Annotated in this window: 7 protein-coding genes; 4 read left to right on the top strand and 3 right to left on the bottom strand. The window is 70.3% G+C overall.

The features are described from left to right. Positions 1 to 187: 187 nt before the first annotated feature. The 3 genes from WME83_RS43385 (at position 188) to WME83_RS43375 (ending at position 4229) form a co-directional block, all read left to right on the top strand. The gene (locus WME83_RS43385; protein WP_437315571.1) at positions 188 to 1030 is read left to right on the top strand and encodes a hypothetical protein; all 843 of its coding nucleotides are present in this window, start codon (positions 188 to 190) and stop codon (positions 1028 to 1030) included. A 361-nt stretch (positions 1031 to 1391) separates the two neighbouring features. After that, complete coding sequence (locus WME83_RS43380) at positions 1392 to 3020, top strand: DUF262 domain-containing protein (RefSeq protein WP_437315570.1); 1629 nt, start codon at positions 1392 to 1394, stop codon at positions 3018 to 3020. Between the two features lie 3 nt (positions 3021 to 3023). Further along, positions 3024 to 4229: a type II toxin-antitoxin system HipA family toxin gene (locus WME83_RS43375; RefSeq protein WP_437315569.1), complete on the top strand. Its 1206-nt coding sequence runs from the start codon at positions 3024 to 3026 to the stop codon at positions 4227 to 4229. Between the two features lie 161 nt (positions 4230 to 4390). Here the strand turns inward: WME83_RS43375 and WME83_RS43370 are convergent, their stop codons facing one another. The 3 genes from WME83_RS43370 to istA all read right to left on the bottom strand — a co-directional run bounded on the left by WME83_RS43370 (position 4391) and on the right by istA (position 7445). After that, entirely contained in the window at positions 4391 to 5038 is a 648-nt protein-coding gene (locus WME83_RS43370) for a hypothetical protein (protein ID WP_437315568.1), read from the bottom strand. Between the two features lie 161 nt (positions 5039 to 5199). Beyond that, on the bottom strand, positions 5200 to 5961 hold the full coding sequence (locus tag WME83_RS43365; RefSeq protein ID WP_437313655.1) for an ATP-binding protein: 762 nt from the start codon (positions 5959 to 5961) through the stop codon (positions 5200 to 5202). Further along, positions 5958 to 7445: an IS21 family transposase gene (istA, locus tag WME83_RS43360; protein ID WP_437313654.1), complete on the bottom strand. Its 1488-nt coding sequence runs from the start codon at positions 7443 to 7445 to the stop codon at positions 5958 to 5960. The genes WME83_RS43365 and istA overlap by 4 nt, the downstream gene beginning before the upstream one ends. A 1444-nt stretch (positions 7446 to 8889) precedes the next feature. Between istA and WME83_RS43355 the strand changes: the two genes are divergently transcribed. Then, entirely contained in the window at positions 8890 to 11538 is a 2649-nt protein-coding gene (locus WME83_RS43355; protein WP_437315567.1) for an SNF2-related protein, read from the top strand. The last annotated feature ends 373 nt before the right edge of the window (positions 11539 to 11911 follow it).

The following is an 11911-nucleotide window of genomic DNA, read 5'->3' as shown; positions in this document are numbered from 1 at the left end:
GCCGCGCCTCGGACCGGCGTCGGCCGCGTGCGCACGTCAGGGGAGGGCGTCGGTTGCGTGCGCGCGCCGGGCCCGCCTGGGTCGATTCCTTTGGCGTGCATGTGGCTCATGGTACGCTTTGTCGCACCACAGAGAGAGAGCTGAGGTGCGAATGAAATGGACATCGATTGTCTTTCTTGGATGCCTGTTGATCGCTTGCGGGGACGATGATCCCAACCCGGGCACCGGCGGCGCGGGCGGCAATGCTGAGGGCGGCGGGGGCGCGGGGTCGGGCGGCAATGCGGAGGGCGGCGGTGGCGCGGGCTCCGGGGGCAATGCCGAAGGCGGCGGGGGCGCGGGGTCGGGCGGCAATGCGGAGGGCGGCGGTGGCGCGGGCTCCGGGGGCAATGCGGAGGGCGGCGGCGGCGCGGGGTCGGGCGGCAATGCGGAAGGCGGCGGCGGCGCGGGCTCCGGGGGCAATGCCGAAGGCGGCGGCGGCGCTGGGTCGGGCGGCAATGCGGAGGGCGGCGGCGGCGCGGGGTCGGGCGGCAATGCCGAAGGCGGCGGGGGCGCGGGCTCCGGGGGCAATGCCGAAGGCGGCGGCGGCGCTGGGTCGGGCGGCAATGCCGAAGGCGGCGGCGGCGCTGGGTCGGGCGGCAATGCGGAGGGCGGCGGCGGTTCGGACGGCGGCCTCGCTACGACAGAGCTCGCCATCTCAGCCGACGAGGACGGCACGGCCGGTTGCGCGACGTTCGTGGATGGGGTCTGGGACGTCGACGAAACCGAGTTCTTCGGGGGCGAGCCCACGAACTACGATTGCGCCCTGGTGCCCGTGCTGGTCGATGGGGATGCCTACTGGATCTCGTCGCGCGACTTCGCGGGGACCATCGACGCCTACGATCTGAACTACAGCTTCCTGAGCGCCGCCGCGCGAATCGAAGAGACGAGCTCCTCGTTCATCCTCCGCGACACGGCCTTCGAGAAGATCTTCTCAGGCACCCTGAACGTGACGTCGCTCACGGACGATAGCGTCACCCTGTCGATCGAGTAGCCGGACGGCGCGAGCTCCGGCCAGCAAGCGATGAGCCTGCGCCCCTTGAGGGGCGCGTCGAGCCTGGCAACCGGGCGCATCGCGCCACCGCGTGGGCGCGGGTGGACGGCGATGCTGCCCTCCTCCCTCCGGGGTGCGCCTGGGCAGGCACTCCCCGGAGGGAGCGTGCCGTCCTGCACGGCCGCGCCCGGATCACGATCCTCGTGAGCGCGAAAGGTCATCCCGAGAATACCGATTGGCGTGACCTGTGCGACCTGTGCAAACGTGCGGGATGCGCCGCGGAAGGGGTGGCTAGAACACGGCTGTGCGCGTCCGCTTGCTGACTGACACGCGAGACGGAGCGGAATATACTCGGTGCGGCATGGCCACGCCCCGCTCCGCCGAGTTACCGCCGCAGCTCGATCGTCGTCCCGAGGCGAAAGCTTTTCAGATCGACGAGCTTCTCCCCAGGGTACAGGAGGGCAAGATCCGTGTCCCCCCTTTCCAGCGTGCGCTCAGGTGGGAAGACTCGGACCGGATTGATTTCTTCGACAGCATTTACCGTGGCTATCCGATCGGAACGCTGGTCTTCTGGCAGCGCCACGCACCCGCAGGGAGGCTCTCGCTGGGCAAGCTGAACATCGACGCGCCTGCGCGCGCCGATGCTCTGTGGGTCATCGATGGGCAGCAGCGTATCACGACGCTTGCCGAGACCTTGCTCGGGCGCCTGGCGTCCGACGAGGGTGCAATGCACTTTGATCTGAAAGAAACGAAGTTCATCTGTACGAAGACTCGTCAAGAAGTCATTGAGAGCGAGCTTCCCAGGCTGCCGATGGCCGTTGTTCTGGACTCCACTCAGCTTCTCGAATGGCTGTTCGCTCATCCCAAGCTCGGCCCGGCGCAGCGCGCTCTCGCGCTCGATGTCGGCAAGCGTATACGAGAATACCAGATCCCCTGCTACATCGTCGATACGAACGACGAGCAAGTGCTCAGGACCATCTATTCCCGAACCAACCTATCAGGCCGCCCGCTCGAAGAGCATGAGGTGTTCAATGCGCTCTTCGGCTCATTGAGCCAGGAACAACCTTCGGATCTGCGCCACGTTGCACAAAGAGCGTCAGAAATGGGGTTCGGTCCGCTGGCGGATGGCGATGTGCTCAGCGCGCTGCTTGCTGTGAAAGGTCTGCCGCTCGATCGTGACTTCACGGACGCGCTGCATCGCGACGAGGTGCCTGCCGCGCTCCGGGCCACCGAAGCCGCCCTGCGGGAGACGATCGTCTTCCTCCGGCGGGATGCCGGTTTCGCGCACGTCGAGCTGCTGCCCTACACCTTGCCCATCGTGGTCCTGTCCAAGTTCTTCCACGAGTTTCCGACGCCGCGGGATCGCAGCCGCCTGCTGCTGCGCCGCTGGTTGTGGCGCGGAGCGCTCGGCGCTCACCTGACCGGAGCGACCGTGGGGATGAGGCAGCATCTCGCCTGTATCCGGAAGGACGATGAGGAGGGATCGGTCCAGCGGCTGCTGGCGCTCGCAGGTACCGCACCGGCAGAGGACATCCATCACCTCGACAGCTTTCACTTCGCCAGGGCGCGGAGCAAGCTGCAGTGCTGCGCGCTCGCGTCGCTCGGCCCGCGGGACCTGATGAGCGGGGAATTGCTCGACGTGACGGCGCTCTTCTCCGCTCCAGGGGAAGAGAAGGTGCCCACCGTGCTGCGAGGCAAGCTCGCCGAGGACGAACTCGCTTCCGGCCTGGCGAACCGCATCTTGCACCCGCGGCTACCGACGCGAGACATGATCAAGGCCATCACCACGACGAGCGATGAGCCGACGCTCGCGTCGCATGCGATCTCGAGCGAGGCGCGTGCGGCTTTGCGCGCTGGCAACGCGGCACGGTTCCTCGCGCTCCGCGAGGTGGTCCTGTGGCAGACGGTCCATCGCTACTTCCAGCGCCAGGGCGAGTGGAACGCTGACGACAGCCCATCCCTCTCCTCCATGATCGTGAGCGAGGACTGAGCCATGATGTTGCGCGTTCTGCTACGTGACGCCTCGGTAGGCATGATCGAGCGGCACCAGGATGGGCGGGTCGTCTTCCGCTTCGACGAGGCTTACCTGGCGCTCCCCGACCGCCCCGTGCTCGGCCGCTGGTTCGAGGATCATCTGGCCCCGCCTCTGGAGTACACCGGGCAGAGCGGCCGACTGCCTCCGTTCTTCCAGAATTACCTGCCGGAAGAGGACAGCGCGCTTCGCACGCTGCTGGCGCGCAAGGCGGGCGTACGGGAAAACCAGGAGCTACCCCTCCTGGCTGTGCTCGGCGGTGACCTCCCCGGAGCCATCGTCGTTCGCGCCGAAGATCCGGTAGCCGGTGGCGACGAGCTTGACGAGCCGGCGCCCTCATCCCCGGCCGACGACGAGGCTCTACGGTTTTCTCTGGCCGGCATGCAGCTCAAGTTCTCGGTGCTTCAACAGGAAACGCGCTTCACGCTCCCGGTCGCTGGCCAGGGCGGGCGCTGGATCGTCAAGCTGCCGGACAGGCGTTACCCCAGGGTTCCAGAGAACGAGTACTCCATGCTGGCATGGGCACGCGAAGCCGGTATTTCCGTGCCGGATTTCAATCTCGTGCAGGTCTCGGATATCCAAGGGTTGCCCGACGAGCTGCGCTTCGACGAGACCCTGGCGCTCGCAATCCGGCGCTTCGACCGGGACGAACAAGGAGCCCGCATCCATCAGGAAGACTTCGCCCAGGTCCTCAACGTGCGGCCTCGGGACAAGTACAAGGGTCACAACTACGCGACGATCGCCAATATCGTGCGCACCGTGTCGGGCGAGGCTGATTACGAGGAACTGGTGCGCCGCCTCGTCTTCGTCGTGCTGAGCGGAAACGCGGATGCGCACCTGAAGAACTGGTCGCTCGTGTACCCCGACGGCCGCCGCGCGCGGCTCTCGCCTGCCTACGATCTGGTCTCCACGATCGCCTATGGCCCGGGTCTGGACCAGCGCCTCGCCTTGCGGCTCTCCGGCGAGAAGGAATTCTCCCGGATCACCCGAGCTCATTTCGAAAGGCTGGCCGAGAGGATCAGGGCGTCGCCCGAGCTCACGAGCGACATCGTGTCCGAGACAGCCATGCGTGTGCGCGGCGCCTGGTCCCGGCTACGCGGATCGCTGCCCATCGCCGCCGGCGCGCGAGATGCGCTGGAGCAGCACCTGAACACGAGCCAGCTTTGACGGCGTGCGGGCGTAGCAGGCCGGAACTCGCGTCCACTTGACGCGCAGCCGGCGCGAGCTTCCATCGTCGGCACCCGGCAGCGAGCCCCGCGGCCGAGCCGGCGGACGGAGGCCAGCCGCCGTCCGTGGCCCGGCCGGGAGCTCGCCGCAGCCGCGGGGGATCAGCGAGGCTGGCTGACAGGGAGGCGGGACTCGACGTGGAGCTTGCGAGTGGCGGCGGAGCTGCTCTTGTGGGTGCGCGCGGTGGCGGAGATGCGGTAGGTCTTCCCGGCCTGCATCTCGGAAGAGAAGGAGACGCCCGGGCCGGCGCAGAAGCCGCCGTCGAAGAAGGGCGTCCAGATGCCGAGAGACTCCTTGGTGGTCTTGTAGACCCAGCTCGAGCCGACCTTCTCGAAGAGATCCGCGGCGAGGTAGGTGCTCTCGCACGTGGCGACGTGGTCGGGGTCGGCGAAGGCGGGCAGGCTGTCGGCCCAATCGACGGTGGTGCGGCCCGGGAAGACGGAGCCGCTCGGGTTCTGGGCGTAGAGCGAGGAGTAGCTCTGCACGTCGAGGACGACGCCCTTGTAGCAGCTCGCGGTGCTGTAGCTCTGGGGCGAGGTGTAGTTGATGCCGCCGACGAAGGTTGCGGTGGCGGCGGCGCCGGCGCACTCGACGCCCATGGCCTGCTCGGCCTCGGCGACGTCCTCTTCCACCACGTCGTCGGCGAGCGCGTCCTCGTCGGTGGCGTCGACGGCGCAACCCGCGAGCGCGATAGCGAGGACACCGAAGCCGACGAAAGCGAGCCCGTTGACGATGCGATAGGGTTTCATGACGATCTCCTTGTAGATGATCTCGTCAACCCGCGGGATTTCGGTGAAGTTCACCGGTGAAACCCGCAGCCGGTGCCGGTGAAGACCATGCCGGATGCCGATGAAGTTCACCGGTGAAGACCAGGCCGGGTGCCGGTGAAGTTCACCGGTGAAGAGGCCGCTCAGTGCTTCTTGGTGCGGCGCTGCTTGATGCGGGTGGCGCTCAGCTCCTTGGCTTCCTTCAGCCGGTAGCTCTCGGCCTCGATCTCGATCACCTCGGCGCGGTGCACGAGCCGGTCGACGAGCGTGACGACGCACGCGGCGTGCGGGAAGACCTGGCCCCAGTCGGCGAAGGCCTTGTTCGTGCTGAGCAAGAGCGGCTTCTGCGCGTCGTAGCGACGGGTGACGACCTCGAAGAGCAGATCCGCATAGCGGCTGTCGTAGGAGAGGTAGCCTACTTCATCGATGCAGAGAAGAGCGGGGACTGTGTAGCGCCGGAGCCGGCGCGCGAGCGCGGCCGAGGACTCTTGCCCGGCGAGGTCGGCGAGCATGTCGCTCGCGGTCGAGAAGCGGACCGTGTGGCCGCGGACGACGGCCTGGTGGGCGAGGTTCTTGAGGATCATGGTCTTGCCGACGCCGTTGGGGCCGACGAGCACGGCGTTGTGGCCGGTGGCCAGGAATCCCAGGCCGAAGAGGTCGTCGACGGCCTCGCGGTCGATCTTCTTGGGCCAGGACCAGTCGAAGTCGGTCATGGGCTTGAAGGCGGCGACGCGGGAGTTCTTCAGGCGGCGTTCGAGGCTGCGCTTGTGGCGCTCGCGCTCCTCGATGGCGAGCACCTCGCGAAGCCAGGGCTTGTCGGCGAGCTGCTCCCAGCAGGCGAGCAGGCCAAAGAGGCCGAGGCTCTTGAGGCGGTCTTTGGTCTCGGTGGGCGTCAGGTCGGTCATGGCGTCGGGTCCTTCTTCAGGGCGTCGTAGGTGGCGAGGGAATGCGGTGTGACGACGAGGGCGGCGTGCTGGCCGCGGGTGACGGGGATCGAGACGGGGGGCGGCAGGTGGCGCTCGGAGCGGCGGCGGTCGATCACCTGGCGGACGGCACCGATGTGGATGGTGTCGCGCTCAAGCACCTCGACCAGGGCCTCTTCGAGCTCGGCGGCGCCGACGGCGTCGAGCAGTTGCAGAAGCCGGGCGATCGCGCTGCCGACGTTATCGCCGCGCTCGGCGACGATGCGCAGGAATGCCTGGCTGCTGCGGGCGGCGCGCGCGAGGCGATCAAGGCCGCGGTGCTCGCGGGCGCGGCGCTTCTCGTCGACCAGGCGCTGGAGGTGCTCGGGCTGCTCGATCTGCTGGCCGCGGTCCCACGAGCGGACGTGGGCCGCGACGACCTCGTTGCCGTCAGCGATGCGCACCTGATCGAGGTCAGCGAGGACGACCAGCGTGCGGCGCGTCCGGTCGTGGGGGACCGAGTAGTCGTTGAGATCGAAGCGTGCGTAGGGGGTCTTTCCGACCTCGACCTCGACGCGCTCGTGGTCCGGAAAGGGCGTGTCGGGGTGTCGCAAGAGCGCGCTGCGCTCGTCGTCGAAGGCCTGACGCACGGTGCGGGTGCGGTCCTCGACCCAGGAGCGATCGAGCGCCGCGGAGTTGGTCCACTCGGTCGCTTGGCGGTTGAGGTCTCCGAGGTCGGCGTAGGCCCGGGCCTCGAAGAAGGCCTCGCGGACGTAGCGGATGGCGCGCTCGACGCGGCCCTTCTCGTTGCCGCGGGCGACGGCGACGGGGCGCGGGTCGAAGCGGTAATGCGCCGACAGAGCCAGCAGCGTGGGGTGGAACCGGATCGCGTCGCCGTGGCGCTCGACGACGGCGCTCTTGAGGTTGTCGTAGAGCAGCACGCGCGGGACGCCGCCGAAGTCGGCAAACGCCTCGACGTGCCCGCGCACGAAGAAGGGCATGGCCGCGCCGGGGAAGAAGCGCAGGAAGATCCGCCGCGAGTAACTGAGCACCATGACGAAGGCCCAGAGCGGACGCAGTGCCCGGCCGACAGCCAGCTTGCCGAAGTGCGCCCAGTCGACCTGCGCTTGCTCGCCGGGGAGCGTGCGCAGCCGCTGGAAAGCTTCCGCCGGCTTCTTGGGGCGGAGACGGCCGATCACCCGGCGCAGATGATCGGGACCGCCCGGATAGCCGCGCTCCTTCAGCATGACGAAGAGGCGACTGGAGCGCAGCGAGGGATACTTGCCGAGCTGCTCGACGATGAAGGGCACGAAGGGGTCGACCATGGACGGGCGCGGCGCGACGGCCTTCGGGTCGACGCCCGCTTGTCCGAGCACGCGCTGCACGGTGGTGTGGTGCAACCCGAGCTGGCCGGCGATGGTGCCGATGGGCCACTTCTCGCCGTGGTAGAGGCGCAGGATCTCCGCCTCCTTCTCTTTGGTGATCACCGCCCCCTCCCGTCACGGCGCAGGCCCGCGTGGGACGCGGGGAGCGCGTCGATGAAGAGCTGGCCGCGCGCGTCGCTCACGCAGGGCCCAGGGCGAAAGCCGCGCTCCGCAGAGCGAGCAGCGGCTGACATCTCGGAACCGATCGTCATGGTCGTCCTTTCGGCCGGAGGAGAGCTCCGGCGCGACCTGGGACATCGACGCGGCCGCGGCTTGCGTCACCCCGTGATGCGTCACTTTCTGCGCGGAGAACTTGTCCCGCTGCCGGTCGCGGTAGCGGGCCTGACGAGCGGCCTGGAGGCGGCGAGCGCGAGGCCGGGCCCGGTAGGCGGCGCCGGCGCGACGGAGCGACTCACGGCGCCGGAGCGGGCGGCAGTCGAGGCAGAGGCGCTGGCCGCGGTCGCAGCGACGGCAGAGGCGAAGCTGGACGCGGCAGCCGGAGCAGAGGGCGAGGCGATAGACGGACGAAGGCAACAGGCTCCATGCCGCCGTTTTCTGGACCTGGAGCCCGGCTTGTGGTGAAGGTGGGGGACTCCGAAGGCGGAGCTCCAGAAGGCTCGAGGGTGGCAGCCCTCGGGCCTTCGACTTTTCGGCGGGCGCAACGTCTACGCCGCGGAGGCGAGCGCGGCCCAGATCGGCGCGGGGGCCGGCGGTGAACGGTGAACGCCAACGATCACGTCGCCGCGGTCTTCACCGATCGGACGCGGGACGCGAGGATCACCGACACTCCTGACTCCTGCGGCGGACCGCACGCGGCCGGTCGGACCGAAGGTGCTCGGTCCGCGGCCTCCGCGCAGGGCGCCGCGAATGCGTTGCTGTTGGTTCGGCGGCGTCTCTCGCGCGCCGGACGCCGACCTATAGAGCAACGGATATGCCAGTGCGTGAGGACGAGGGATCGGCCGGAGCGGGGCCTGTCCGGCGAGCCGGGCGAGGCGCGGTTTCAAGCGGTAAATGTATTGTAAGATGTCGAAATTATAGGAGTTTTAGCCTTGTAGCCGACCTGTGCCAGTCGGGGCGCTGCGGCGCGTCCCCCGGAGGCTCCGCCCTCTACATGGAGGCGGCAGCCATCACGGCCCCGGAGGGGGCCTGCCTCGCCCCGGGCTCGACCCGCTTCGGGCTCCCTTTCCATCGTGAGGAGCGCAGCACACGCGGCCGCCGCCTGCGCGGCTCGCTCGCCGGCGCTCTGACGAGCCCCGGCGAGCCGGTGGGTCCCGCGCGGCCTTCCGGTTCGCACGCCCCCGCGTGCCAAGCGAGCCCGTGTTCGAATGGTGAGAAATTGTCGATTCAAAACGCAATGCGTTCTTCGCTTCTCTACACCGTTGCGACGACCGGGAGGCTGCGGCAAAGCTGCGCCGTGCGCACTGCCTCGCTCGATCCGATCCGCTGGAGCACCCCGCAATGTCATGATTATGAGGACCCCGACGCGGTTCGCCGGTATGAGCGCGAGGTGCGTGTCCACCGCGCGCACGCCGAGCCGTTCGGCGTCGCGCCGCTCAGCGATCGCGTCGACGGCGACTACGCCGTGGCGAGCGGGACCGGGGGCCGGTACGTGGTCGATCTCGTGGACAGCAGCGAGCGATACGACACCTGCTCTTGCCCTGATTTCCTGAGCAACCAGCTCGGCACCTGCAAGCACCTCGAGGCGGTGCGCCGGGCGGTCGCGGAGCGCCCGGCGTGGCGCCGCGCGTTCGCCCGGCTCGACGCGCCGACGCGGCCGACCCTCACGATCGACGCGCAGGACGGCCTGCGCCTGGTCGCGGTGGGGGCGTGGCCCGAGGCGCTCCGCGCGGAGCGCGCGCGCCTCGTGCAGGCGGGCGGGCTGCTCAAGGCCTTGTCGGCGAGGGCCGCCGGGGAGCAGGCGCTCGCGCCGCGGGTCGTCCACGCGGCGTTGCCGGCGGCGGAGCGGCTCGCGGCGGCGATCTGGCACAAGCGCCGCCGGAGCGCGCTCGATGCGCGGGCGTGCCGCGCGCAGGCCGCGATCGATGAGCTCGGGCTGCCGCTCTTCCCGTACCAGCGCGAGGGGGTGCTCCACCTCTTCCGCAACGGGCGGGCGCTGCTCGCCGACGACATGGGCCTCGGCAAGACCCTCCAGGCCATCGCGGCGTGCGAGCTGCTGCGGCGCCGCGGCGAGGCCAGGCGGATCCTCATCGTCACGGCGGCGTCGCTCAAGCACCAGTGGGCGCAGGAGATCGCTCGGTGGACGGGCGAGCGCGCCGCGGTGCTCGGCGGCTCTCCGGGCCAGCGCTCGGGGGCGCTCGCGGCGGAGGCGGCGTACACGGTGCTGAGCTACGAGCTCACCTGGCGCGAGCTCTCGCGGCTCCAGGCGCTCGCGGCGGACGTGCTCGTGCTCGACGAGGCGCAGCGCGCGAAGAACTTCCGCACGAAGACGGCCGCGACGCTCCGGGCGATCCCGTCGCGGTTCCTGTTCGTCCTCACGGGGACGCCCGTCGAGAATCGCCTCGACGACCTGTACTCGCTGCTCCAGCTCGTCGATCCTGCGCTGCTCGGGCCGCTCTGGCGGTTCAACGCCGACTTCCACCGCCAGGACGAGCGGGGCAGGATCGTCGGCTACAAGAACCTCGGCGAGCTGCGGCGGCGCATCGCGCCGGTCGCGCTCCGGCGCGAGCGGGCCGAGGTGCTGCTCGACCTGCCGCCGCTCCTCGAGCAGACGCGGTACACGCCGCTCACCCGGGAGCAGCGCGAGCTCGACGCGGACTACCGCGCGCAGGCGGCCCGCCTGATCGCGGTCGCGGAGCGCCGGGCGCTGCGCAAGGAAGAGCTGGACCGGCTCATGATGCTGCTCATGAAGGCGCGGCAGGCGTGCAACGCGCTCGAGCTGTGCGATCCGAGGCGCCAGAAGAGGGCGTCGCCGAAGCTCGACGAGCTGGAGGCGCTGATCGCCGAGATCACGGCGCAGCCTCGGAGCAAGGTGCTCGTGTTCTCCGAGTGGGTGGGGATGCTGGCGCTGGCCCGGGAGCGGCTCGACCGGCTCCGCGTGGGCCACGTGACGCTCCACGGCGACGTGCCGACGGAGCGCCGCCCGGCGCTGCTCGACCGGTTTCGCGAGGATCCGGCCGTGCGGGTGCTCCTGAGCACGGACGCCGGCGGCGTGGGGCTGAACCTGCAGGCGGCGAGCTATGTGGTGCACCTGGACCTGCCGTGGAACCCGGCGCGCCTCGACCAGCGCACGGCGCGCGCGCACCGCATGGGTCAGGCGCGCGGCGTGAGCGTGACCTACCTCTGCGCCGAGGAGGGCATCGAGCGGGGGATCGAGGGCATTCTGGCCGAGAAGCGCAAGGTGCTGAGCGCGTCGCTCCGCGCCGATGCCGCGGTGGAGGAGCTGGCGGCGCCGAGCTTCGCGGTGGTGCTGCGCGAGATGCGGCAGGTGCTGGCGGCGGCGGAGGCCGGGGCGGGGGAGGGGAGCGCGACGGACGAGGGCGGCGTCGCCGCGCTGCCCGCGGAGGGCGACGAGGGACGCCAGGGCGCACCGGCGTTGCAGGCGGAATGGCTGGGGCGGGAGGCCGCGCCGGCGAACGATGCCGTGGTGGAGGGGGCCGCCGCGGTGGGCGCCGGCGCGATGGAGGCCGCCGTGGTGGAGACAGGCACGGCGCCCTTGCTCGCGCGCGAGGCGGCGGGCGGGGGCGCCGGTGCGGCGGGCGAGGGCGCCGGTGCGGCGGGCGAGGCGGTGCAGGGGGAGGGGGGTGGCAGCGCACAAGCGAGCAAGCCGCCGGCGAGCCCTCCCGTGGAGGCCGCGCGGAGGACGGCGGCGGACAGGTTGCGGCTCGCGCGGGTGGTGCTGGATGCCGGCTTCGCCGCGGACGCCGCGCGCGCGGCCTACGAGGCGCTCGCCGGGACCATCGCTGGCATGCTGGAGGGGCCGGCGCCCGAGTCGCACGCGGCCCTCATCGCGGGCGTGTACCGCGACCTCGTGCCGGCCGGCGGGCTGCCCGTCGAGGCGCACGCCGCGCTCGCGCGGCTGCACGACCTCGGCTCCCTGGCGCGCGCGGGCGTGCCGCTCGACGCCGCGCTCGCGAGATCGGCCGTCGACGAGGCGGCGCGCTGGGTCGGCCGACTCGGAGGCGCGGCGTCCGGCTGACCCGTCCGGGCACCGACCACGGGGCGAGCCTCGCCGTCCGCCGTCCGTGGCTCGTGAAGAGCCCGTGCGTCTGCGCGGAGGGGGTCAGCGGGGCTGGCTGACGGGGAGGCGGGGCTTGACGTGGAGCTTGCGGGTGGAGGCGGAGCTGCCCCTGTGGGTGCGCGCGGTGGCGGAGATGCGGTAGGTCTTTCCGGCCGGCATCTCGGAAGAGAAGGAGACGCCGGGGCCGGCGCAGAAGCCGCCGTCGAAGAAGGGAGTCCAGATGCCGAGCGAGTCCTTGCTGGTCTTGTAGACCCAGCTCGAGCCGACCTTCTCGAACAGAGCCGCGGCGAGTAGGTGCTCTGAGGCGGCGCCCTCTCTGTGGAGGCGGCAG

Origin of the sequence: Sorangium sp. So ce385, from assembly GCF_051474135.1 — a bacterium.
Lineage (GTDB): Bacteria > Myxococcota_A > Polyangia > Polyangiales > Polyangiaceae > Sorangium > Sorangium cellulosum_D.
This window is presented reverse-complemented; position numbering and strand designations above follow the sequence as displayed.

Bases quoted from the DNA above. Each gene is read 5' to 3' on its own strand.
- WME83_RS43380 (WP_437315570.1), top strand. From the start codon at position 1,392: ATGGCCACGCCCCGCTCCGCCGAGTTACCGCCGCAGCTCGATCGTCGT.
- WME83_RS43365 (WP_437313655.1), bottom strand. From the start codon at position 5,961: ATGACCGACCTGACGCCCACCGAGACCAAAGACCGCCTCAAGAGCCTC.
- WME83_RS43375 (WP_437315569.1), top strand. From the start codon at position 3,024: ATGATGTTGCGCGTTCTGCTACGTGACGCCTCGGTAGGCATGATCGAG.
- WME83_RS43370 (WP_437315568.1), bottom strand. From the start codon at position 5,038: ATGAAACCCTATCGCATCGTCAACGGGCTCGCTTTCGTCGGCTTCGGT.